Annotated in this window: 27 protein-coding genes; 16 read left to right on the top strand and 11 right to left on the bottom strand. The window is 63.8% G+C overall.

What is annotated here, in order from left to right:
* Positions 1–128 precede the first annotated feature (128 nt).
* Entirely contained in the window at positions 129–1,340 is a 1,212-nt protein-coding gene (locus AC1DPF_RS02355) for a cytochrome P450 (protein WP_477959539.1), read from the top strand.
* Positions 1,341–1,380: 40 nt separating this feature from the next.
* On the opposite strand, the gene AC1DPF_RS02360 is transcribed toward AC1DPF_RS02355, so the two are convergent.
* The 6 genes from AC1DPF_RS02360 to AC1DPF_RS02385 all read right to left on the bottom strand — a co-directional run bounded on the left by AC1DPF_RS02360 (position 1,381) and on the right by AC1DPF_RS02385 (position 5,787).
* Entirely contained in the window at positions 1,381–1,836 is a 456-nt protein-coding gene (locus AC1DPF_RS02360) for a MaoC family dehydratase (RefSeq protein WP_477872112.1), read from the bottom strand.
* Entirely contained in the window at positions 1,836–2,936 is a 1,101-nt protein-coding gene (gene ychF, locus AC1DPF_RS02365) for a redox-regulated ATPase YchF (protein ID WP_477872110.1), read from the bottom strand. Before ychF ends, AC1DPF_RS02360 begins: the two co-directional genes overlap by 1 nt.
* Positions 2,937–3,067: 131 nt before the next feature.
* Positions 3,068–3,682 (bottom strand): hypothetical protein, encoded by a 615-nt coding sequence (locus AC1DPF_RS02370; RefSeq protein ID WP_477959541.1) that lies wholly within the window; start codon positions 3,680–3,682, stop codon positions 3,068–3,070.
* Between the two features lie 106 nt (positions 3,683–3,788).
* Positions 3,789–4,430 (bottom strand): glutathione S-transferase family protein, encoded by a 642-nt coding sequence (locus AC1DPF_RS02375; RefSeq protein ID WP_477872106.1) that lies wholly within the window; start codon positions 4,428–4,430, stop codon positions 3,789–3,791.
* A 48-nt stretch (positions 4,431–4,478) separates the two neighbouring features.
* Positions 4,479–5,051, bottom strand: a complete 573-nt coding sequence (gene pth / locus AC1DPF_RS02380; RefSeq protein WP_477959543.1) for an aminoacyl-tRNA hydrolase — start codon at positions 5,049–5,051, stop codon at positions 4,479–4,481.
* 109 nt (positions 5,052–5,160) lie between these two features.
* A complete protein-coding gene (locus AC1DPF_RS02385) occupies positions 5,161–5,787 on the bottom strand; it encodes a 50S ribosomal protein L25/general stress protein Ctc (protein WP_477872102.1) in 627 nt (208 codons plus the stop codon).
* Between the two features lie 158 nt (positions 5,788–5,945).
* On the opposite strand from AC1DPF_RS02385, the gene AC1DPF_RS02390 reads away from it, so the two are divergent.
* Both AC1DPF_RS02390 and arfB read left to right on the top strand, forming a co-directional pair.
* On the top strand, positions 5,946–6,599 hold the full coding sequence (locus AC1DPF_RS02390; protein ID WP_477959545.1) for an RluA family pseudouridine synthase: 654 nt from the start codon (positions 5,946–5,948) through the stop codon (positions 6,597–6,599).
* 5 nt (positions 6,600–6,604) lie between these two features.
* Entirely contained in the window at positions 6,605–7,030 is a 426-nt protein-coding gene (gene arfB / locus AC1DPF_RS02395) for an alternative ribosome rescue aminoacyl-tRNA hydrolase ArfB (RefSeq protein ID WP_477872098.1), read from the top strand.
* A 6-nt stretch (positions 7,031–7,036) separates the two neighbouring features.
* On the opposite strand, the gene AC1DPF_RS02400 is transcribed toward arfB, so the two are convergent.
* On the bottom strand, positions 7,037–7,513 hold the full coding sequence (locus tag AC1DPF_RS02400) for an HXXEE domain-containing protein (RefSeq protein WP_477959547.1): 477 nt from the start codon (positions 7,511–7,513) through the stop codon (positions 7,037–7,039).
* A gap of 79 nt (positions 7,514–7,592) precedes the next feature.
* On the opposite strand from AC1DPF_RS02400, the gene AC1DPF_RS02405 reads away from it, so the two are divergent.
* Positions 7,593–8,081, top strand: coding sequence for a GAF domain-containing protein (locus tag AC1DPF_RS02405; RefSeq protein ID WP_477872142.1), 489 nt, complete (start codon positions 7,593–7,595; stop codon positions 8,079–8,081).
* A 26-nt stretch (positions 8,082–8,107) separates the two neighbouring features.
* Here the strand turns inward: AC1DPF_RS02405 and AC1DPF_RS02410 are convergent, their stop codons facing one another.
* Positions 8,108–8,563 (bottom strand): universal stress protein, encoded by a 456-nt coding sequence (locus tag AC1DPF_RS02410; protein ID WP_477872094.1) that lies wholly within the window; start codon positions 8,561–8,563, stop codon positions 8,108–8,110.
* A 147-nt stretch (positions 8,564–8,710) separates the two neighbouring features.
* Between AC1DPF_RS02410 and AC1DPF_RS02415 the strand changes: the two genes are divergently transcribed.
* From AC1DPF_RS02415 to AC1DPF_RS02430, 4 genes are all read left to right on the top strand, one after another.
* Positions 8,711–10,015 carry a pyruvate dehydrogenase complex dihydrolipoamide acetyltransferase gene (locus AC1DPF_RS02415; RefSeq protein WP_477872092.1) on the top strand — a complete coding sequence of 435 codons (1,305 nt, stop codon included), beginning with the start codon at positions 8,711–8,713 and terminating at the stop codon, positions 10,013–10,015.
* Entirely contained in the window at positions 10,015–10,413 is a 399-nt protein-coding gene (locus tag AC1DPF_RS02420; RefSeq protein ID WP_477872090.1) for an acyl-CoA thioesterase, read from the top strand. The genes AC1DPF_RS02415 and AC1DPF_RS02420 overlap by 1 nt, the downstream gene beginning before the upstream one ends.
* A 15-nt stretch (positions 10,414–10,428) precedes the next feature.
* The gene (gene lpdA, locus AC1DPF_RS02425) at positions 10,429–11,826 is read left to right on the top strand and encodes a dihydrolipoyl dehydrogenase (RefSeq protein ID WP_477959549.1); all 1,398 of its coding nucleotides are present in this window, start codon (positions 10,429–10,431) and stop codon (positions 11,824–11,826) included.
* 128 nt (positions 11,827–11,954) lie between these two features.
* Positions 11,955–12,158: a hypothetical protein gene (locus AC1DPF_RS02430; RefSeq protein WP_477959551.1), complete on the top strand. Its 204-nt coding sequence runs from the start codon at positions 11,955–11,957 to the stop codon at positions 12,156–12,158.
* A 128-nt stretch (positions 12,159–12,286) separates the two neighbouring features.
* Here AC1DPF_RS02430 and AC1DPF_RS02435 read toward each other — a convergent pair whose 3' ends face one another.
* The 3 genes from AC1DPF_RS02435 to AC1DPF_RS02445 form a co-directional block, all read right to left on the bottom strand.
* A complete protein-coding gene (locus AC1DPF_RS02435; RefSeq protein WP_477959553.1) occupies positions 12,287–13,210 on the bottom strand; it encodes a D-alanyl-D-alanine carboxypeptidase family protein in 924 nt (307 codons plus the stop codon).
* A 138-nt stretch (positions 13,211–13,348) separates the two neighbouring features.
* Positions 13,349–13,987: a murein L,D-transpeptidase catalytic domain family protein gene (locus AC1DPF_RS02440; protein WP_477872140.1), complete on the bottom strand. Its 639-nt coding sequence runs from the start codon at positions 13,985–13,987 to the stop codon at positions 13,349–13,351.
* A gap of 171 nt (positions 13,988–14,158) precedes the next feature.
* The gene (locus AC1DPF_RS02445; RefSeq protein WP_477959555.1) at positions 14,159–15,445 is read right to left on the bottom strand and encodes a L,D-transpeptidase family protein; all 1,287 of its coding nucleotides are present in this window, start codon (positions 15,443–15,445) and stop codon (positions 14,159–14,161) included.
* A gap of 180 nt (positions 15,446–15,625) precedes the next feature.
* Here AC1DPF_RS02445 and AC1DPF_RS02450 point away from each other — a divergent pair, with 180 nt between their 5' ends.
* The 8 genes from AC1DPF_RS02450 (at position 15,626) to rplC (ending at position 22,928) form a co-directional block, all read left to right on the top strand.
* Positions 15,626–16,549 carry a cation diffusion facilitator family transporter gene (locus AC1DPF_RS02450; RefSeq protein ID WP_477959557.1) on the top strand — a complete coding sequence of 308 codons (924 nt, stop codon included), beginning with the start codon at positions 15,626–15,628 and terminating at the stop codon, positions 16,547–16,549.
* Positions 16,549–16,887, top strand: a complete 339-nt coding sequence (cutA, locus tag AC1DPF_RS02455; protein ID WP_477959558.1) for a divalent-cation tolerance protein CutA — start codon at positions 16,549–16,551, stop codon at positions 16,885–16,887. The genes AC1DPF_RS02450 and cutA overlap by 1 nt, the downstream gene beginning before the upstream one ends.
* 248 nt (positions 16,888–17,135) lie before the next feature.
* Positions 17,136–17,507, top strand: a complete 372-nt coding sequence (gene rpsL / locus AC1DPF_RS02460) for a 30S ribosomal protein S12 (protein WP_340317024.1) — start codon at positions 17,136–17,138, stop codon at positions 17,505–17,507.
* Between the two features lie 13 nt (positions 17,508–17,520).
* Positions 17,521–17,991 carry a 30S ribosomal protein S7 gene (rpsG, locus tag AC1DPF_RS02465; RefSeq protein ID WP_477872077.1) on the top strand — a complete coding sequence of 157 codons (471 nt, stop codon included), beginning with the start codon at positions 17,521–17,523 and terminating at the stop codon, positions 17,989–17,991.
* Positions 17,992–18,108: 117 nt separating this feature from the next.
* The gene (gene fusA, locus AC1DPF_RS02470; RefSeq protein ID WP_477872075.1) at positions 18,109–20,184 is read left to right on the top strand and encodes an elongation factor G; all 2,076 of its coding nucleotides are present in this window, start codon (positions 18,109–18,111) and stop codon (positions 20,182–20,184) included.
* A 76-nt stretch (positions 20,185–20,260) separates the two neighbouring features.
* The gene (gene tuf / locus AC1DPF_RS02475; protein ID WP_477872073.1) at positions 20,261–21,451 is read left to right on the top strand and encodes an elongation factor Tu; all 1,191 of its coding nucleotides are present in this window, start codon (positions 20,261–20,263) and stop codon (positions 21,449–21,451) included.
* A 140-nt stretch (positions 21,452–21,591) separates the two neighbouring features.
* The gene (rpsJ, locus tag AC1DPF_RS02480; protein ID WP_011952197.1) at positions 21,592–21,903 is read left to right on the top strand and encodes a 30S ribosomal protein S10; all 312 of its coding nucleotides are present in this window, start codon (positions 21,592–21,594) and stop codon (positions 21,901–21,903) included.
* A gap of 269 nt (positions 21,904–22,172) precedes the next feature.
* Positions 22,173–22,928 carry a 50S ribosomal protein L3 gene (rplC, locus tag AC1DPF_RS02485; protein WP_477872070.1) on the top strand — a complete coding sequence of 252 codons (756 nt, stop codon included), beginning with the start codon at positions 22,173–22,175 and terminating at the stop codon, positions 22,926–22,928.

The raw sequence follows: 22,928 nt of genomic DNA on the forward strand, positions 1-22,928 counted from the left end.
CGAGCCACCGGATAACTCCACCGACACCGCATAAGCACCCCCGGCGGTGCAACCATCTCATTTGCGATGATCTGCCGCTCCGGTTGTAAGAGATTATCGCCCCTGCGACGATGCCGCAGGAGACCAGTATGAACGCACCCCAGCCTGCGACCAGATCGCCGATCCCGAACCATGTGCCCGAGAGCCTCGTGCTCGACTTCGATGGCTACCGACCGCTGGTCGGCGATGCCAGCTATCACGAATCCTACGCGCGGTGGCAGGACCGGGGCGTGCCGCCGGTGTTCTGGTCGCCGTATAATGGCGGGCACTGGATCATCGCGAATCGCCAGGTCCTCGCCGAGGCGTTCGCCGATTTCTCGCGTTTCTCGTCGGCGCAGGGAGCGTCGGTCGACCCCGTCGATCCTGCCCGGCCCAAGCTCGTCCCGATCGAAGCGGATCCGCCGCGCCAGCAGATCTTTCGAAAGCTGTTCTCGCCGGCCTTCATGGCAACCGCTCTCAAGGCCCGTGAACAGGAAGCGCGCGCGCTGGCGATCGAGCTGGTCGAGCAGCTGAAGCCGATGCGACGCTGCGAGTTCGTCACCGACTTCGCCCAACACCTGCCGATCCGCATTTTCATGAAGATGGTCGACCTGCCGGAGAGCGATCGTCTCACTCTGCTGCCGCTTGCCAACGCACAGGTCGCCGTCGATTCGCCGAAGCATGAAGCGATGGCCAAGCTTTTCGAATATGCCGGCAGGCATGTTGCCGCGCGTGCCGTGAATCCGGGCGACGACTTGATCAGCAAGATCGCTACCGCCGAGGTGGAAGGGCGGCCGATCGCCATGCACGAGGCGGTCGGCGTGACGGCGCTGCTGCTGATCGGTGGTCTCGATACGGTAGCGTCGATGATGGGCCACATCATGCATTTCCTCGCGCTGAACCCGGATCATCGCCGCCAGCTCGTGGAGGATCCGGCGATTGTCGCGTCGGCTACCGAAGAGTTCCTTCGCCGTTTCGCGCTCACCAATCCCGGCCGGACCGTGGTGCAAGACATCGATTTCCATGGAGCGCCCATGCGGAAGGGCGACAAGGTGATGCTGGCGACGCCGTTCGCAGCCGTCGACCCGGCGGATTATCCCGAGCCTCTGAAGGTCGACTTCCGGCGCAAGTCGAACACCAAGACCGTCTTCGGAGCCGGGCCGCACGTCTGTCCCGGATCGATGCTGGCCCGGATCGAGATCAAGATCCTGCTGGAGGAATGGCTGCCGCGCATCCCGGAGTTCGGACTCGATCCTGATGATCCGCCGAGGATACGCACGGGCGTGAATGGCAGCGTCGAGTATCTGCCGCTCATCTGGTAGCGGTTGGTGCAGCGGAGGCCGCACGAGGCCTCCGGCCAGGCTAGCCCTCGGCCGCGCGGCGCTTCTGGATATTGGTGACCTTCATTGTCATCACGACCTCGTCATGCTGATTGAAGACGGTCAGGCGGAAGTTCACGAAGCCCATTTCGGGCTTCGAGCGCGGTGCGCTCTTCGACAATATCTCGGCTTCGACGCTGAGGGTATCACCGGCATAAACCGGCTTCACCCAGCGCAACTCGTCGACGCCGACGCCACCCAGCGAAAAATGGCCTTGCTCGGTCCAGTGGTCGGTCAATATTCGCATGACCATGGCGCAGCTGTGCCAGCCGCTCGCCGCGAGCCGGCCGAAGATCGGGTTGGCCGCAGCGGCGGCATCGTCGAGGTGGAAGGGTTGGGGGTCATATTTGGAAGCGAACTCGATCACTTCCTCTCGCGTGACCGGATAAGCGCCGAAGCGCTCGATCCTCCCCTCATCATAATCCTCGAAATAGCGCATCAGACATTGAACCTGAACAGCATGATGTCGCCGTCGTGGACGATATATTCCTTGCCTTCGGAGCGCAGCTTGCCGGCTTCGCGCGCCGCCGCCTCGCCGCCCAGCGCGACATAGTCCTTATAGCCCATCGTCTCGGCGCGGATGAAGCCGCGCTCGAAATCGCTGTGGATCACGCCGGCGGCGTTCGGTGCTTTTGCGCCCTTCTCGACAGTCCAGGCGCGAGCTTCCTTGGGGCCGACGGTGAAGAAGGTGATCAGGTCGAGCAGTTCATAGCCAGCGCGGATAACGCGGGTGAGCCCGGTTTCCGACAGGCCAAGATCGGACAGGAACTCGGCGCGGTCGGCCGGATCCAGCGTAACGATCTCGGCCTCGATCGCGGCCGAGACGATCACCGCCTTGGCGCCCTCGGCTTTCGCCTTTTCGAAGACGCGGGCCGACAGCGCGTTGCCTTCGGCAGCCGATCCTTCGTCGACGTTGCACACGTAAAGCACCGGTTTTGCGGTCAACAGTTGCGCCTGTGAGAAAATGCGCGCCTCGTCGTCATCCTTCGGTTGGGTGAGCCGGGCGGGCTTGCCTTCCCGTAGCAGTTCGAGCGCTTGGCCGAGCACCGCGGCGGCAGTCTTGGATTCCTTGTCGCCCTGCGCCGCTTTCTTGACGAAGGCGGGCACCCGCTTCTCGAGACTTTCGAGATCCGACAGCATCAGCTCGGTCTCGACAGTCTCGGCGTCGGCGATCGGATCGACCTTGCCCTCGACATGGGTGACGTCGCCATCCTCGAAGCAGCGAAGCACGTGGACGATCGCGTCGACCTCGCGGATATTGGCGAGGAACTGATTGCCAAGCCCTTCACCCTTCGACGCGCCGCGCACCAGGCCGGCGATGTCGACGAAGGCAAGCTGGGTCTCGACGATCTTGGCCGAGCCGCCGATCTTAGCGATTTCGTACAGGCGCGGATCGGGCACCGCCACCTGGCCGATGTTCGGCTCGATCGTGCAGAAGGGATAATTGGCCGCCTGCGCGGCCGCCGTCTCCGTCAGCGCGTTGAAGAGGGTGGACTTGCCGACATTCGGCAGCCCGACGATTCCACAGCGAAAACCCATATTGCCTCAAGCCCTGTTCGAATGCGCGCGCGATAGCCGGTGGCGACGACAAAGGCCAGTGGAAGCGACCTGGGTATCAACAAGGCCCCGAAGCATGCTTCGAAGCCTTGTTGATGTGCTATCGAGAGCGATCAGGTTCTGGACGGCGTGAACTGCGCCAGCGGCTTGGGCGCGCTTGCGGGGGTGATCTTCGGTGCAGGCTTGGCAGCCGGAGCCGCGCTGGTCGGCGTGACCGCCGGCGCGGCCTTGGCGGTGCCGCATGATCCCGCGCTGGTCCGGATCAGCTTCGGTTGGCTGCTCGATCCGTCGGAGCTGTACTGGACCGTCTGGGTGCAACCGTCGGCGGTGGTCGTGCTCGACACATAGCTATAGTGCATCACGCCGACCGGCCGGCCCGCTGCGTTCGTCATCAAGATGCCCCTGCCGTCGGCCGCCGACATCTGAGCCTGCATGGCCGCGACCTGGCGCATCATAGCCTGGGCATGCGCTTCCATCGCCGCCGAGATGCGCTCCATCTCGGCGAAAGCGGAGCCGGGGCCTGAGGCCGCAACGAAGATCGGGTCAGGCACGGGATCACGCACGAACATCACTTGCGGAGCGACATCACCTTCATAGCGAATATGCTCGACGGAGCCGTCGGGCAGGGCGACCAGCATCATCTTGCTGTCGTCACGCGCGGCGATGGCCGCTCCGGCGAGAGCCGCCGTGGCGGCGATGGCAATGATGGCGGTCCGAACAAAACGCATGGCTTTGCCTCCATTGTTGGAATCAGGGCGAGAAATTTAAATCGCCCAAGCTGAACCGCCGATAAACGGACTTTCGCGCCGCCCCGCGCTATGAACGCGGCGAGGCCTATTCCTGCGGAAAGAAATCGGCGTAGGGTTCCGCCTCGGCGAGAACGCGCGCGAAGGACGGACGGCTGGCAAGACGGCTGAAATAGGCGGACAGCGCAGGCCGGTCGCCCCAAGGCTCGACCTTCCACGCATAGTGCAGCGCAGGAGCGGCGGCACAGTCGGCCATGGAAAAGTCGCCGGCCGCCCATTCACGCCCCTCCATATGGCGTTCGATCAGGTCATAGGACTGGCGAATCCGCGCGCGCGCTTCGGCAACGCCGCTTGGATCGCGGGAGGCCGTGGGGCGAAGCCGGTCTGCGACGACTTTCTGCATGTGATGATGGACATGGTCGTCGAACAGCCGGTCCCAGAGCCGTACCCCGCGCGCGGCGGCAGGCTCGGCCGGGATCAGCCCGGCGGCCGGATAATGATGCGCGAGATATTCGATGATGATCGTCGATTCGGGAACCAGTTCCCCGCTCGCCTCGTCGCGCATGACCGGGAACTTGCCGAGCGGCCATTGCGCGTAAAATGCGGCTCGGGAGTGTTCATCACCCAGATCGACGATGACCGGATCGAACGCTGCGCCGCATTCGTACAGTGCGATGAGCGCCTTCATGCAGAAGGACGAGAAGGGGTGGTACCAGAGCGTCAGCGACATGCTGCGGATAATCCGACAGCGAGATAGTGAACACAATCGTTAAATGGCTCAGTCGCCGACGAGCTTCAGGGCAACCTCGCTCATGAAGCGGGCGTCCTCTCCCGAGGCAAGCCATGGCGCTTCGCGGGCTATCACGCCGAGCATCTCGGCGAGCGGATCGAGTTCGGACTTCATATAATTGCCCAGGACATGGCCGGTCACGCGATCCTTATGCCCGGGATGGCCGATGCCGATCCTGACGCGACGAAAGGCATTTCCGATATGGGCCTCGGTCGAACGCAGGCCATTGTGCCCCGCGGTGCCCCCGCCGGTCTTCACCTTGACCTTGAACGGCGCGAGATCGAGTTCGTCGTGGAAAACGGTGACGTCGCCGGTCTCCGCCTTGAAGAAGCGCATCGCTTCGCCGACCGATCGGCCGCTGTCGTTCATGAAGGTCGCGGGCTTTACCAGCAGGATGCGCTGCGTACCGATCCGGCCCGCCGCGGCCCAGCCTTGGAATTGCTTCTTCCAAGGGTCGAAGTCGTGGAACTCGGCAATCGTGTCGACCGCCATGAAGCCCACATTATGCCGATGCATCGCATATTGCGCGCCCGGATTGCCGAGACCGACCCAGATTTGCATGGCGGTGTCCTATCCGCTCACGGCCCGCCATACCAGATGACGATTGCCACAAAGAAAAAGCCCCGCCGGCTTGCGCGGGCGGGGCTCTGTTCGGTCGAAGGGAGGGAGATCAGCCCTCGGCGCCCTCGGCGCCAGCTTCGCCGGCGTCTTCACCACCTTCGGAGCTCTTCAGAGCTGACGGGGCGACGATCGTCGCGAGGGTGATGTCGGTGTGATCGACCGCGGTGGCGCCCTTCGGCAGGGTGATCTGCGACAGGTGGATATTGTCGCCGACTTCGAGGCCCTTCAGCGAGATAGTGATCTCGTCGGGGATCTCGGCCGCGTCGACCGACAGTCCAAGGTCATGCACGACGATGTTGAGCACGCCGCCGCGCTTGATGCCCGGCGACAGATCTTCGTCGATGAAGTGGACGGGGACGTTGACGGTCACCTTCGAATGCTCGCCGATCCGCAGGAAGTCGGCATGGAGCGGGCGATCGGTGACGGGATGGAACTGGACGTCCTTCGGCAGGGTGCGGATCTTCTCGCCGGCCACGTCGAGCATGACGACGCTGTTGAAGAAATGCCCGGTGTGGAGCATCTTCATCAGCACCTTCTCTTCGAGGTGGATCGCAGTCGGCTCCTGCTTGTTGCCGTAGATAACGGCGGGGACGCGGCCTTCACGACGCATGGCTCGGGAGGCTCCCTTGCCTGCCCGATCGCGCGCCTCGGCCGACAGGTCGAGCACTTCGCTCATAACATGTCTCCAGTTCGCATTTGAGTTTCCAAGACCCGTCTGCCTCCAGGGATGACCAGACGGGATGGGCGCGCATAGAGGCAACCGGCGCGAAAGGCAAGCGGGGCCGCCATCCGCATTCGATTGCGGTGACGGCCGCAGACGTGCATGAGCGCGCGATGCTGGACGAACATATCCTCTTCATCGATGGCGAAGCTATCGTGATCGACAAGCCATCCGGCTTGCCGGTCGATGCGCCGCGCGACGGCAGCATCAGCATCGAGAACCATCTCCAGTCGCTCAGCTTCGGTTTCAAGCGCTGGCCCAGCGCGGTCCATCGGCTCGACCGCGATACCTCCGGCTGCCTGTTGCTCGCGCGCAATCCCAAGGCCCACAAACGGTTCGCACTCGCCTTTGAGGAGGGGCTGGTGCAGAAGACCTACCTTGCGATCCTCGACGGTGTGCCGACGGCCACCGAGGGGATGATCGACCTTCCCCTCGCGAAAGTTTCGACCCGCGAGAGCGGCTGGCGGATGGTCGGCGACCCCAGGGGCAAGCCTGCCAGCACCGCCTGGCGGCTGGTCGCCACGTCCGGCGGCAAGGCGCTGGTCGAGTTCAAACCGACAACGGGCCGCACGCACCAGATCCGCGTGCATGCCGCGACCGGCATCGGCGTGCCGATTCTCGGCGATCCGGTTTATGGCCGGGGCGGCGGCGTAACCCTGCTCCACGCGCTCGCGATCAGCGTGCCGCGCGACGGCAAGCCGCCGATCGCCGCCCGGGCGCCCTTGCCCGAGCGCTTCGCCGCGCTGGGTTTCGCCGACCCGGCCTGACCGCCATGCCGCGCATCGCCGTGACCGATCACATCTCGATAGATGCCGACGAGATCGAGGAGCGCTTCATCCGGGCGAGTGGGCCGGGCGGGCAGAACGTCAACAAGGTTTCGAGTGCCGTCGAGCTGCGTTTCGATGCCCGGCGCTCGCCCTCGCTGCCCGACGCGGTATCGGCCCGCCTGCAGAAGCTCGCGGGCTCCCGTCTGACGCTTGACGGCGTGATCGTCATCCAGGCCCAGGAATATCGCGACCAGCCGCGCAACCGCGAGGCGGCGCTGGAGCGGCTCCTCGATCTCATTCGCCAGGCGACGATCGTGCCGAAGCGGCGCAAGCCGACCAAGGCAAGCTTCTCGTCGAAGGTGAAGCGGCTCGAGGGCAAGTCCAAGCGGTCCGGGGTGAAGGCCGGGCGCGGAAAACCCGCGATAGACTGAAGCGGATCACACCCCGCCGAGATGATAGATGCCGAAGGCCGTGACGGCGCCCATGAAGGCGCCGCCGATTGCGATCGCCCCGAGCAGCGCGGCCGGCCGGATCAGCTTTTCGTCGAGCGCGGCGCGCCATGTCGCCAGCGAGAGCGGAAGGTAGATCAGCGTCGCCGTCATGATTCCAGGCGAGCTGCTGTCATAGGCGACAACGCTCATGAGGTGATAGACGAAGTTCCAGAACAGGTTGCCGGCCGCCCAGGCCAGCAGCCAGAAGATCGCGGCCGGCGATTTCGATCTAGCGGCCCAGCGCGTCAGCAGCAGCATGATGACGATGAAGGCGGCATTGCTGGCGAGGAAGGTCGGCAGCTCCATGGGCTGGCCCGTGACCTCGGTCGCCCAGGCTGGATAGCCGGTGAGATATTCTTCCGCGACATGGGCGGCGAACATGATCGGCAACAGCCAGATCAGTCGAAAAAAGGACATCGTCATGGCAAGCTCCCCCGCACTATTGGCGAGACGATATCGCAAGCGGGTTGAAGCGCAAGCAAAGCGAGGCCAGACCGGAATGATGTACGAGTTCGATATCGACCAGCATGGCGGCAAGGCGGAGCTTTATGCGGACATGGCGGCGGCGCTGGCGGCCCTGACGGCGGATGAGCCCGACGCGATCGCCAATATGGCCAATGCGGCCGCTCTGATCTGGGAATATCTTCCCGACCTGAACTGGGCAGGCTTTTATCGCGCGATCGATGATGAGCTCGTGCTCGGCCCGTTCCAGGGGAAGACGGCGTGCATCCGGATAGCGTTCGGCCAGGGCGTGTGCGGGACCGCTGCGGCGACGCGCGAGCCGCAATGCATAGCCGACGTGCATGCCTTTCCCGGCCATATCGCGTGCGACGCAGCCTCCGCGTCCGAGCTGGTGATGCCGATCGTGCACGAGGGGCGGCTCATCGGCGTGCTCGATCTCGACAGTCCGGTGGCGGGGCGGTTCGATGCGGCGGATGTGACCGGTTGTGCGGAGCTGGTAGCCGTGCTCGGCCCGCGGATTGCCGGCTGACGGAGAGGTCCAAGCGGCAACGCGGTTCAGCTCATCCGGTCGAGCGCTTCCTCGCTCAGCGAGCCCGGCACGATCATCAGCGGGCAGGGCATCTGCCCGGCCTCGGCGCCGGCGAAATGGCCGATCAGCTTGCTCGGCGGCCCGCCGGCGGGGGCACCGAGCACCAGCGCCGCGACATGCGGCTGCTCGGCGAGAATCTCGCGGACCGCCATAACGGGATCGCCCTGCCGGACGGTGATCGACGGCATGATGCCGGTCTCCTCGATCAGGGCGCTCGCAGCCTGCGCTACCATGGCTTCGGCGCGGAGCCGGGCCTCCTCCTCCATCGCCGCCTGCACGGCCCCCCACTGGACGAACTCCTGTTGGGCCACCAGCGCCAGGATCTCGACCGCGCCGCCAGTCTTGGTGGCACGGCGCGCGGCAAAGCGCAGCGCCACGCGCGACGCGTCGTTGTCGTCGATGACCACCAAGTAGGTACGCACGCCCGTTCCGCTCCCCGTCTATCGATTGAACGGTGCGCCGTTTGAGCATTTTGCGCAAGCGCCCCATCCTAGCCCTTGACCTCGTCACATTGAGCGGGAAAGAGAAACCCGCATCGACCCCATTTCCGCCCTCAGGGGACATATAATATGCCAATTGAGTTGAAGATGCCCGCGCTCTCGCCGACCATGGAGGAGGGCAACCTGGCCAAATGGCTTGTGAAGGAGGGTGACGTCGTCAAGTCGGGCGATCTGCTCGCTGAAATCGAAACCGACAAGGCGACGATGGAATTCGAGGCGGTCGACGAGGGGACAATTGCGAAGCTCGTTGTCGCTGAAGGGACCGAGGGCGTGAAGGTCGGCGCGGTGATCGCGCTGATCCAGGGCGAAGATGAGGACGCCGCGACGACGCCTGCGGCCGCACCGAAAAAGCCCCAGGAAGACACGAAGCCTGCTGCCGCGGCTCAGCCGACACCGCCGTCTTCCGGCGAAGCGAAGGCCCCTGCGCCTTCTCCCAAGCTCGCTGCCACGCCGGCTGGATCGAATGAGCGGGTGAAGGCCAGCCCGCTCGCGAAGCGGCTGGCGGCAGCGCAAGGCATCGATCTAACCGTAATCACCGGCTCCGGCCCCAACGGGCGGATCGTGAAGCTCGACCTCGACGGTGCGCCCCAGGGTGTCGCAAAGCCTGCAGGCGCTGCTGTCGCTGCCGCGGCTCCCGCAGCTGCAGCCAAGCCCGCGCCCGCGGCCAGCGCCATTTCCAGCGAAATCCCGCAGGAAGTCGTCAAGCTTTCGGGCATGCGCAAGGTCATCGCGCGGCGGCTGACCGAATCGATGCAGCAGAGCCCGCATATCTACCTGACCGTAGATATCCGCCTCGACGCTTTGCTCAAGCTGCGGAGCGATCTGAACAAGTCGCTTGAGACCCGCGGCGTCAAATTGTCGGTCAACGATCTGCTGATCAAGGCGCTGGCGATCGCATTGATGGAAGTACCGGACTGCAATGTCTCTTTTGCGGGAGACATGCTGGTGAAGTACAAGCGCGCGGATATCTCCATCGCCGTGGCCATCCCCGGCGGGCTGATCACGCCGATCGTCAAGGGCGCCGACACCAAGGGCATTGCCGCGATCGCGACCGAAGCCAAGGATCTTGCCCAGCGCGCGAAGGAGGGCAAGCTCCTGCCCGATGAATATCAAGGCGGCACCGCCTCGATCTCGAACATGGGCATGTTCGGCATCAAACACTTCACCGCGGTGATCAACCCGCCACAGGCGATGATCATGGCGGTGGGATCGGGCGAGAAGCGGCCTTACATCGTCGACGATGTGCTTTCGACTGCAACGATCATGACGGCGACCGGCAGCTTCGATCACCGCGCCATCGATGGCGCGGTCGGCGCACAGCTGATGGCGGCGTTCAAGCGATTGGTCGAAAATCCCCTGAGCATGCTTGCCTGATGGCCGACCCCGGCGAGGCATTGCCGTCCAGTGGAGAGCCGGCGATCCGGGTGGTGGCGATGCCAGCCGATACCAATGCGAATGGGGATATCTTCGGCGGCTGGCTGGTAAGTATGATGGATCTCGCGGCCGGTACGGTCGCGTCGACCCATAGCCGGGGGCGCACCGCGACCGTGGCGATGGACGGCATGACCTTCCATCGGCCTGTCCAGATCGGCGACGTCGTGTCGGTTTATGCCGAGCTGATGTCGGTCGGGCGGACATCGATGAAGATCGACGTGACGGCCTGGCGGCGCGCGCGGGCGGGCCTTGAGAGCGAGAAGGTTACCCATGCGACGATGACGTTCGTCGCGATCGATGATGATGGGCGGCCACGTGCCGTCGTTGCACAGCCTTAAGTGAGGAGCAGTCAGGTGGCGGAAACCTACGATCTTATCGTTCTCGGCTCGGGACCGGGCGGCTATGTTGCAGCCATCCGTGCAGCCCAGCTGGGTCTCAAGACCGCTATCGTCGAACGCGAGCTGCTTGGCGGCATCTGCCTCAATTGGGGCTGTATCCCGACCAAGGCGCTGCTGCGCTCGTCCGAGATCTACCACCACATGCTCCACGCCGCCGATTTCGGGCTGGATGCGGGCAAGCCGTCGTTCGATCTTGCCAAGGTGGTGAGCCGTTCGCGCGGTGTCGCCAAGCAGCTTAACATGGGCGTTACCGGCCTGATGAAGAAGCACAAGATCACCGTCCACATGGGCGATGGCGAAATCACCGCCAAAGGCAAGCTGACCGTGACCCGCGATGGGGCAAAGACCGAGCTGGAGGCGAAGAACATCATCATCGCGACCGGCGCCCGCGCTCGCGACCTGCCCTTTGCCAAGGCCGACGGGAAACGGATATGGACCTATCGCCACGCGATGACCCCATCCGAGATGCCGACGAAACTGTTGGTGATCGGATCGGGCGCGATCGGGCTGGAGTTTGCGAGCTTCTACAGCGACCTCGGCACCGATGTGACGGTTGTCGAGATGCTCGACCGCATCCTGCCGGTCGAGGACGAGGAGGTCAGCGCCTTCATGACCAAGGCGCTCACCAAGCAGGGCATGAAGATTCGCACGTCGGCCGGCGTACAGAAGATCGCGACCACGGCCGCGGGCGTCACAGCCGAGATCAAGGACAAGGACGGCAAGGTCACCTCCGAGGAATTCAGCCATGTGATCGTCGCCGTCGGCATCGTGCCCAACGTCGAGAAGATCGGGCTGGAAGCGGTCGGCGTGGAACCGGACAAGCGCTTCCACATCAAGGTAGACGAGTTTTGCCGGACCAACGTGGAAGGCATCTATGCGATCGGCGATGTCGTCGACGGCCCGTGGCTGGCGCACAAGGCGATGCATGAGGCGGTCATTGCCGCCGAGCACATCGCTGGCCAGCATCCGCACGCGATGGACAAGCGCAATATCCCGGGGTGCACCTATTGCAGGCCGCAAGTCGCCTCCGTGGGCCTCACCGAAGCCAAGGCGAAGGAAGCCGGATATAAGGTCAAGGTGGGCAAGTTTCCGTTTATCGGCAACGGCAAGGCGATAGCGATGGGCGAGCCTGAGGGCTTTGTGAAGACCGTGTTCGACGAGGCGACCGGCGAGCTGCTCGGCGCGCATATGGTCGGTGCCGAAGTGACCGAGATGATCCAGGGCTACACCATCGGCAAGACTCTGGAGACCACCGAGGCCGAGCTGATGGGAACGGTATTCCCCCACCCGACGATCAGCGAGGCAATGCACGAGAGCGTGCTGGCGGCGTTCGGCCGCACGCTGCACATGTAGTCCGACAGGCCGGCCGCCACGGATGTTGTTGGTCGACATCCTGTGGCGATTGGCAGAATCATGCTGTGGGGGCGTGCCGACCTGCTGCTATGCTGTGTGCGGATAGAGGCGTCATCAGGGAGGCAGCCTTGGGCCTGGGGAAGAATCTGTTGCTCGGCGCCGGCGCGTTGATGATCGCAGCCCATGCGCATGGATTGGTCGCGTGCGAATTGCGCCATGTGCCGCGTTCGGCAGCAGAAGCGTTGCGCAAGCCGATCAAGCTGGACAGGCTGATTATCACGCGGAGCGAGCCCTCCTATACCGCTCCGAGCCGCCGGCTCATCCTGCAATAGCCGGACCAAAAAAGGACGGGCCCTCAGCCCGTCCAATCCATTGCCCCATCCTTTATCTGTCTCGTCGCGGCCGGGATCTCAGTCATGGCCTTCGACGAGACGCCCTCTCGTTATGCGGAGGGACTTGACTATTCGCCGTCGCCTTCCTCGATATCGATCGCGGCGATGCGCGGGGCTGAGCGGAGGCTGCGGTTGAGGGCGAAGCCGCTGCTGGCGAGCAGCGCCGGGATATCTTCGGTGCCGCCGCTGCGACGAATATCGAGCGCGGTGAATCCTGCGTTGAGGAGTGCGGTGATGTCGCGATCGCGCTGCCATCCCGAGGGTGAGCCCAGCACCACCGCGATCAGCCGGCGGCCGCCGCGCACCGCAGAGGCGGTCAGGGTGAAGCCGCTGTCGTTGGTAAAGCCCGTCTTGATCCCATCAAGACCGGCGACGGTGCCGAGCAGCTTGTTGTGGTTGGCCATCCGCAGCCGGCCATAGCTGTAGCTCTGCTCCGAAAAGCAGCGATATCGATCGGGATGATTGCGGATCATCGATGCGGACAGGATGGCGATATCCTGCGCCGAGGTGAAATGGGCGGGGTCGGGCAGGCCGCTGGCATTGGCGAAAACCGTCTGACGCATGCCGAGGTCGCGCGCCTTCGCCGTCATCATCCGCGCGAAGTTCGCTTCGCTGCCGCCGATCTTCTCGGCGAGCGCGACAGCCACGTCGTTGGCGGATTTCACCGCCACGACGTTGATCGCTTCCTCGACCGACAGCGACTGACCGATGCCCAGGCCGAGCTTGGAGGGGCGCTGGCTGACCGCATGCGCCGACAGCATAACGCGGTCATCGAGCCGGAGCCGCCCTGCGTCGAGCGCATCGAACACGATATAGAGCGTCATCACCTTGGTGATCGAGGCTGGATGGCGGATTGCGGTGGCCTGTTCGGAGAACAGGACTTCGCTCGTGTCGGCGTCCATCAGCACCGCTGCGAAGCGCGGCGCCCCAAGCGGGCTGGCGGCGTGTGCCGGGAGCAGGGGGGCGGTGATCGCGGCGACGGCAAGGGCCATGTGGCCCAACCATCGATAAAAAGCAGATCCAGTCACTATCCAGTCCCCTTTTTATTGACCAGATAGGATTGAATCTAAAGCATTTTCTGGAATCGCAACAGCCGCTTGATCATGCTTGATCATGCGGTTCGACTCATTTTAGGCACGGTCGATCTTGTCGGCGTAGATGAGGCGGCCCGGTCCGAGCCGCGCCATCACCTTGGCCAAGTCACCCTCGCCAAAGGCGAAGCAGCCTTCGGAGCGGCCGAGCTTGCCATGCTGCGCGATCATTTCCCGCTCCGCATACCAGGCGCCGTGGATGACGACGGCGCGCGAGCGCGCGTTGCTGTTGGTGGGATCGAGGCCATCGATCCGGCGCGAGCGGCCATGATTTCCGAAATATTCTTCGGCGGTCACGAAGGCGCCACTCGACGAGGCTGCGGACCCCATCGCATTCGAGAATTTCTGCAGCCAGCCCGTGTGGCTTGGATCGGACCCACGACCATGTGCGACGAGCAAGCTGTCGACCTTGCCCGATGCCACGTCGAGAAGGTGAAAGCGCGGTGTCGATGACGGATCATCGAAATCGCAGATGCCGATCAGGTCGCGGCACTTGATGCTGCCGACGTGGCGGCTCATCGCGGCAAGTGCCCGCGCCCGTACTTCAGGCCGCAGCTTTGCCGCCGGCAGCAGCGGTGCTGCCACAGAAGTGCCCGTCACTGCGAGCGCCAATCCACCGAAAATAGCTGAACCCAGTAATCCGCGCCGGCTGACCGGCGTGTCGATGATGTTCTGCAATTTGCCCAACCCGCTCTTACGCTAACAAGGGTCGGACCTTATCAGATCGGGTTAACTATTTCATTGGCCTAGGCCACATTAGTTCCTGTGCTTATGCAGGCTGGCCGCTTTTCCGGCACGGTTCGCCGTATGGAGCGTGAGCTGGCAGAAGGTTTGCAGATCGACGGCGCGTTAGCGAGCGGCCATTCGAACCGGGTTGTCGCCCGGCTTGCCGATGCGCTCGAGCAACGCCTGGTCACGTCGATAAGGGTCGGCGAGCAGGCTGACCGTGCCGTCGGCCTCCGCCTGGGCGGTGAAGTAGACGAGGTAGACCGGAACGCTCTTCTGGAGCTGGAGCACCCTGGTCTTCGCAGGCTCCGCCAAGGCATCGTCGAGATCGGTGCCACCGCTCAGCATCGCCGCCAGCTCCTCGATATTCTGTACCCTGATGCAGCCATGGCTGAGCGCTCGGTCGGCGCGATCGAACGCCGCCTTATGAGGCGTATCGTGCAGGTAGATCGCCATTGGGTTCGGCATGTCGATCTTGATGCGGCCCAGCGCATTTCGCGGACCGGGCGCCTGGCGTACCATCAGGCTGCCGTCGCTGCGGCGCGACACGCTATAGCCTTTCCGGTACCACCCACCTTCCTTGAGCACGCTGGGCGGCAGGATCCAGCTGGGATTGGCCACCACGGATTGGGCCTGCAGCGCGAGCTGCGGTGTAGGGGTCCTTGGCGCGCCGACAATGACATTATAGGTCGCCTGCCGGACGCCATTCTCGATGAGTTCCAGCCGGTAGCTGGGGATGTTCACGTAGATATAGCGCTCGCCGAGCGACCGCGGCATCCAGCGCCACCGCTCAAGATTGGCGCGCAGCTGGCCACGGGCAGCTGCGTCGGACGGGTTGGTCGCTACATAGGCGGCTTTCAATGCGCGATATTGTTCGTTGTCAGGGAGCAGGGTGCGCAGCCAGCTTGCGACCTGCCCTGACGCGACGGCATTTTCGAGATCGGCCGCGAGCAGGCTCGCATCGGCCTGTGGTGCGAAGTGCCAGTCGAAGGCGGCCTTGTCGTCGATGCGGCCATAAGCGAAGTCATGCGCCAGGCCGAGCGCCGAAGCGGTGGCCGCGGCATCGAGCGGCGCGCCGGTTCTGTTCGAGGTGATCGCCGCCCGGAGCGCCTCGGGGTGATAGTCGGCTGGGTTCAGTCCGTCCTTGGCGGCGTCTTCGATCATCTCGATCAACTGCCTGGCACCGTCGATCGACCAACGGCCCTGCTGTTGGGGAGCGGCCAGCCGGGCGCCGCCGTCGCTGGACATCTTCGCCGGCGCGGGGCCTTCGAAGGTCGCAGCCGCGACTGCGACCAGCGGCAGCGCGGCGAGCCAGTAGCGCAGCTTTCCGCGCCGCCCGAACCGTCGCGTGAACGCTGGGCTGCTGACGTGAGCTGGACGGTTGCGAAGGGATGCGCCGAAACTCAACATCGTGAACCTCCCAGTCCACGAAGAAACGACCGAGGGTTGCTGCCGATCCATCGACAGGGCGCAAATATAGACGATTTTGCTCGGGAACTTCTTAGTCTCCTCGCAATCGAATAAAGCTGCGATGGTACATTTTCCATATCGGGCGCGTTTCGGCATCGATGCAGCCACGTCAGGAGCCTCATGGCCGAACAACCCAATAGTCGCCTGACGCTCTTTGCGGCGCTCGCAGCCAATCTGGGTATCGCGGTGGCCAAGTTCGTGGCGGCATCGATCTCGGGCTCTTCGGCGATGTTGACCGAGGGCTTCCATTCGGTGGTCGACAGCCTCAACCAGTTGCTGCTGCTCTACGGTCAGAAGCGATCCGCCCGACCGCCCGATGCGAGGCATCCGTTCGGCTATGGCCGCGAACTCTATTTCTGGAGTTTCGTGGTCGCGATCCTGATCTTCGCAACGGGCGCCGGGCTGTCGATCTATGAGGGCGTCAAGCACATCGCGGAACCGGACCCGATTCGATCGCCGCTGATAAATTATGTGGTTCTCGCCATTTCCCTCCTGCTCGAGGGTACCAGCTGGTTCATCGCCATGCGGGAGTTCGACGCTGCGCGGGGCGATTTGGGCTGGTGGCAGGCGATTCGGCGCTCGAAGGATCCGCCGAGCTTCATCGTGCTGTTCGAGGACACGGCGGCCTTGTTCGGGCTGCTGGTGGCAGGCGCCGGTATCACGCTGAGTCTGATCATGGGTGATCCACGCTGGGATGGGGTCGCCTCCGTCGTGATCGGGTGCGCGCTGGCAGGCGTCGCGCTGGCGCTGGCGCGGGAGTCGAAGGGCCTGCTCATCGGAGAGCCGGCCGATCCCGCGCTGGAAGCGGCCGTGCGCGCCGCGGTCGACCGGCGCCCGGAGGTGACCGGGGTCAACGAGATCGTGACCATCCATTTGGGGCCGCGAAACATCTTCGTGGGCCTGTCGGTCGATTTCGAAGATCGCGTGCCGGCCGGCCGGATCGAGGCGATGGTCGCCGAGGTCGAAACCGAGCTGCGGGCGCGGTGGCCATCGATCCGCGCCATTTATATCAAGCCGCAGGCGAAGTCGGAGAGGAGCGCGTGATGGAGGGGGCCATGGTGATGACCACCAGCTGTGGATCACGGGACGAGGCCGATCGCATCTCGGCAGCGCTGGTCGGCGAGCGGCTTGCCGCCTGTGTCCAGATTCTGCCGGCAATGAGCGTCTATCGCTGGCAGGGCGCGATTGAGCGGGCCGAGGAGCACGTCCTTGTCATCAAAACGCGTGCGGCGCTGGCCGCACGCGTCGAGGCGCGGGTGAAGGCCTTGCACAGCTACGAACTGCCCGAGTTCATGGGTCTGGCGGTGGTTGGGGGATCCAGCGACTATCTTGCCTGGATCGAAGCGGAGACCAGAGACGGAACGGCAGGGTCCGCCCTATAGTCGACAGCCGGGCGACGATTTGGCCGGCTTCGACTGGTTGACCCAATCCGACTCCTTCTCTATAGGCGCGCCCTTCCCAGGGGTGGCTTGCCGCAGCTGGGAGCTTGAACATTGCTGATGCGTGTGAGGGCCTGGGGGGTCGTAATGACCGCCGGGGCTTTCGTGCATTTCCGTATGGCCTGATTTTTCGGGCCGGGAAAGGCAAGTCGGGCATTGGTAAAGTAACTCTCTTAGAGGTGAAGGGCTTCATGCCAACGATCAATCAGCTGATCCGCAAGGGTCGCGAGCCGCAGAAGGCCAAGTCCAAGGTCCCTGCGATGGACAAGAATCCGCAGAAGCGCGGCGTTTGCACGCGCGTCTACACGACGACCCCGAAGAAGCCGAACTCGGCGCTGCGCAAGGTGGCAAAGGTCCGCCTTACCAACAGCCGCGAGGTGATCAGCTACATCCCAGGTGAAGGCCACAACCTTCAGGAGCATTCCGTGGTCCTGATCCGCGGCGGCCGTGTGCGCGACCTTCCCGGTGTGCGCTATCACGTACTGCGCGGTGTGCTCGATACGCAGGGTGTCAAGGACCGCAAGCAGAGCCGTTCGAAGTACGGCGCCAAGCGTCCTAAGTAAGAGGTAGATCGAAATGGCTCGTCGTCGTCGCCCAGAAAAGCGCATCATCCTTCCCGATCCGAAGTTCGGTGATGAGGTGCTCTCCAAATTCATGAACAGTGTCATGCTCGACGGCAAGAAGTCCGTCGCAGAAGGCATCGTCTATGGCGCCCTTGAAACCGTCGAGACCCGCGCGAAGCGCGAGCCGCTCGGCGTGTTCCATGACGCACTCAACAATGTGAAGCCCGGTATCGAGGTCCGCAGCCGCCGCGTCGGTGGTGCGACCTACCAGGTCCCGGTCGAAGTCCGTCCGGAGCGTTCGCAGGCCCTGGCCATCCGTTGGCTGATCGCGGCCGCGCGTGCCCGTTCCGAGCACACCATGGCCGGTCGCCTGTCGGGCGAGCTGATGGATGCCGCGAACAACCGCGGCAACGCGGTCAAGAAGCGCGAAGACACGCACCGCATGGCGGAAGCGAACCGCGCCTTCTCGCACTACCGCTGGTAACAGCGTTGCTTATCGGGCCTGCTCCGCGAGGGGCGGGCCTCGAAAGTGTAACAGTAGGTTCCCATATCGTCGGGGCTGGGCCTTCAAAGCCCTCCCCGACATCGGAGTTTTAAGATCATGGCCCGCAGCCACCCGCTCGATAAATATCGCAACATCGGCATCATGGCCCACATCGATGCCGGCAAGACGACGACCACCGAGCGTATCCTTTATTATACCGGCAAGTCCTACAAGATCGGCGAGGTCCATGAGGGCACCGCCACGATGGACTGGATGGAGCAGGAGCAGGAGCGCGGCATCACGATCACGTCGGCCGCGACTACCTGCTTCTGGGACGATCACCGCATCAACATCATCGACACGCCAGGCCACGTCGACTTCACCATCGAAGTCGAGCGTTCGCTGCGCGTCCTCGATGGCGCGGTCGCGTGCTTCGACGGCGTCGCCGGCGTGGAGCCGCAGTCGGAGACGGTGTGGCGGCAGGCCGAGAAGTACAAGGTGCCGCGGATGTGCTTCGTCAACAAGCTTGACCGCACCGGCGCGAGCTTCGAACGCTGCGTGGAGATGATCAAGGACCGTCTCGGCGCCCGTCCGGCCGTGCTCTATCTCCCGATCGGCATCGAGGGCGGCTTCAAGGGCCTCGTCGACCTGGTCGAAAACCGCGCGATCATCTGGCTCGAGGAATCGCTTGGCGCCAAGTTCGAATATCAGCAGATCCCGGCGGAGCTGGCCGATGCGGCTGCTACGGCGCGGTCCGAGCTGATCGAAATGGCGGTCGAGCAGGACGACGACGTCATGGAAGCCTATCTCGAAGGCACCGAGCCCGACGTCGCCACGCTCAAGAAGCTGATCCGCAAGGGAACGCTGAACTTCTCGTTCGTGCCGGTGCTGTGCGGCTCGGCGTTCAAGAACAAGGGCGTTCAGCCGCTGCTCGACGGCGTCGTCGACTATCTGCCGAGCCCGCTCGACATTCCGCCCGTCGAAGGCCTCAAGCTCGATGGCGAGACGCCGGACAGCCGTCCGGCGACCGACGACGCGCCGATGTCGGCGCTCGCCTTCAAGATCATGAACGATCCGTTCGTCGGCACGCTCACCTTTGCCCGCATCTATTCGGGCAAGATGGACGCCGCCACGACCGTGCTCAACTCGGTCAAGGACAAGAAGGAAAAGGTCGGGCGCATGCTGCTGATGCATGCCAACAGCCGCGAGGACATCCAGGAAGCCTATGCCGGCGACATCGTCGCCCTGGCGGGTCTCAAGGACACCACGACCGGTGACACGCTCTGCGCGCAGAACGCACCGATCATCCTCGAGCGCATGGAGTTCCCGGACCCCGTGATCGAGCTGTCGGTGGAGCCGAAGACCAAGGCCGACCAGGAGAAGATGGGCATCGCCCTCAATCGCCTGGCGCGCGAAGATCCGTCGTTCCGCGTTTCGTCGGACGCCGAATCGGGCCAGACGATCATCAAGGGGATGGGCGAGCTCCACCTCGAAATCCTCGTCGATCGCATGAAGCGCGAGTTCAAGGTCGAAGCGAACATCGGCGCGCCGCAGGTGGCTTATCGTGAATCGATCGGCCGCAAGGTCGAGGTCGACTACACCCACAAGAAGCAGTCGGGTGGCTCGGGCCAGTTCGGCCGCGTCAAGATGTCGGTCGAGCCGGGCGAGCGCGGTCAGGGCGTCATCTTCAAGGACGAGGTGAAGGGCGGCAATATTCCGAAGGAATATATTCCGTCGGTCGAGAAGGGCATCCGCGAGATCGCCGCTTCGGGCTCGCTGATCGGCTTTCCGATCATCGATTTCACCGCGACGCTCTATGACGGCGCGTACCACGACGTCGATTCGTCGGCGCTGGCGTTCGAAATCACCGGCCGTGGCGCGATGCGCGAAGCGGCCCAGAAATCGGGCATCAAGCTGCTCGAGCCGATCATGAAGGTCGAAGTCGTCACCCCCGAGGATTATCTCGGCGACGTCATCGGCGACATGAACAGCCGTCGCGGCCAGATCCAGGGCACCGACACCCGCGGCAACGCGCAGGTTGTCGAGGCTCAGGTGCCGCTGGCGAACATGTTCGGCTATGTGAACCAGCTCCGCTCGTTCACCCAGGGCCGGGCCCAGTACACGATGCAGTTCTCGCATTATGAAGAAGTGCCAGCGAACGTGGCCGAAGAGGTCAAGGCAAAGCTGGCATAATCGCAAATTTGTAGTTATGGGCGCGTCCGCACAGGGCGGCGCGTCCGGCAATTGATTCGAAGAGAAGAGGCGAAAAATGGCTAAGGCTAAGTTTGAGCGGACCAAGCCGCACTGCAATATCGGCACCATCGGACACGTCGACCATGGCAAGACGTCGCTCACGGCAGCCATCACCAAGGTGCTCGCCGAGACCGGCGGCGCGACCTTCACCAGCTATGACAACATCGACAAGGCGCCGGAAGAGCGCGAGCGCGGCATCACCATCTCGACCGCGCACGTCGAGTATGAGACCGAGAAGCGCCACTATGCGCACGTCGATTGCCCGGGCCACGCCGATTATGTGAAGAACATGATCACCGGCGCCGCCCAGATGGACGGCGGTATCCTCGTGGTGTCCGCCACCGACGGCCCGATGCCGCAGACCCGCGAGCACATCCTGCTCGCCCGCCAGGTCGGCGTGCCGCAGCTCGTCGTGTTCATGAACAAGGTCGACCTAGTCGATGACGCCGAGATCCTCGAGCTCGTCGAGCTCGAAATCCGCGAATTGCTGTCGTCCTACGACTTCGATGGCGACAACATCCCCGTCATCCAGGGTTCGGCCGTCTGCGCCCTGAACGGCACCAAGCCCGAGATCGGCCATGACGCCGTCCTCAAGCTGATGCAGGCCGTCGACGAGTTCATCCCGCAGCCCGAGCGTCCGCTCGACAAGCCGTTCCTGATGCCGATCGAGGACGTGTTCTCGATCTCGGGCCGCGGCACGGTCGTCACCGGCCGCGTCGAGACCGGCATCGTCAAGGTTGGCGAGGAAGTCGAGATCGTCGGCATCAAGGATACCCGCAAGACGGTCGTGACCGGCGTCGAAATGTTCCGCAAGCTGCTCGATCAGGGCCAGGCCGGCGACAACATCGGCGCGCTGATCCGCGGCGTCGGCCGTGAAGAGGTCGAGCGTGGCCAGGTTCTCTGCAAGCCGGGCTCGATCAAGCCGCACACCGACTTCTCCTCGGAAGTCTACGTCCTGTCGAAGGAAGAGGGTGGCCGTCACACGCCGTTCTTTGCGAACTATCGTCCGCAGTTCTACTTCCGCACGACCGACGTGACCGGCACGGTCGAGCTGCCCGAGGGCACCGAGATGGTCATGCCTGGCGACAACGTCCAGCTCGGCGTCAAGCTCATTGCCCCGATCGCCATGGAAGAGGGGCTTCGCTTCTCGATCCGTGAAGGCGGCCGTACCGTCGGCGCCGGGGTTGTCAGCGCGATCTCGAAGTAATATAGGGCGGCACCGCTCGGCTCCTCCGGGAGTCGGGCGGTGCGCTTTTGATTGATATTTTTGCCTCCGCCGGAGGTTAGGGCGGCCCACCGGGTCGCCTTCTCTTTGGCAAGGCGCGGCTCTTTCGCATCGGTGTGGACATGGAAACGCAGAATATTCGTATTCGTCTGAAGGCTTTTGATCATCGAGTTCTCGATCAGGCTACCGGCGACATCGCAGACACCGCCCGCCGTACCGGCGCTCTCATCCGTGGTCCGATCCCGTTGCCCACCCGCATCGAGAAGTTCACCGTGAACCGCGGCCCGCACATCGACAAGAAGTCGCGCGAGCAGTTCGAGGTCCGGACCTACAAGCGGCTGCTGGATATCGTGCAGCCCACCCCGCAGACGGTCGATGCGCTGATGAAGCTCGATCTCGCGGCAGGTGTTGATGTCGAGATCAAACTGGCCTAAGAGGCCGGCTCCACGCGGGATCGAGTCGGTCCCGCGTTTGCCTTTTCTCTCCCTCGGGATCGAGATTTGGCGGAAAAGTTAGGGATACCGACCGGCCCATTCTTCGGAAAGGTGCCGGTGTCCTGGTCCCCGCCTTTTCGCAGCAATGCGAAAAACCGAGCCCGGGCGGGGGTCACTACCATGTTGGGCTGGAGGCTTCGGTTCATACCGAAGCTTTTTTCGTGGCACGCTCGCCGCTAACGCGAGCCTCTGTTTGAAGGGAACGGATCATGCGCACTGGCGTGATCGCTAAGAAGATGGGGATGACCCGCCTGTTCCAGGATGATGGCCGGCATGTGCCGGTAACCGTCCTGCAGCTGGAAAATGTACAGGTCGTGGCTCGCCGCGAACAGGATCGTGATGGCTATGTCGCGGTTCAGCTCGGCGCCGGCTCGGCCAAGCCAAAGAATCTCAGCAAGCCGGAACGCGGCCATTTCGGCAAGGCCGAGGTGGAGCCGAAGGCGTTCGTCGCCGAATTCCGTGTGTCGGAAGATGGTCTGCTCGACGTGGGCGCGGAGATCTCCGCCGACCATTATGTCGCGGGCCAGTTCGTCGACATCCAGGGCAGCACCCAGGGCAAGGGTTTCCAGGGCGGCATGAAGCGCTGGGGTTTCGGCGGCCTGCGCGCGACCCACGGCGTCTCGGTCTCGCACCGTTCGCTCGGTTCGACCGGCCAGCGTCAGGATCCGGGCAAGGTCTTCAAGAACAAGAAGATGGCCGGCCACATGGGCGCCGCCAACCGCACCCAGCAGAACCTCGAAATCGTCCAGACCGACGCCGAGCGCGGCCTTCTCTTCGTCAAGGGCTCGGTGCCTGGCTCGAAGGGTGGCTGGCTGCTCGTCAAGGACTCGGTCAAGATCGCCGCTCCCAAGGACGCGCCATTCCCGGCCGGCCTGAAGTCCGCGGCCAACAGCAACAACGCGCCCGCCGAGACGCCTGCGGAAGTCACCGCAGCGCCTGAAGCGGCTGAAGGCCAGGAGGGCTGA

The organism is Rhizorhabdus sp. P4_G6 (assembly GCF_056401045.1).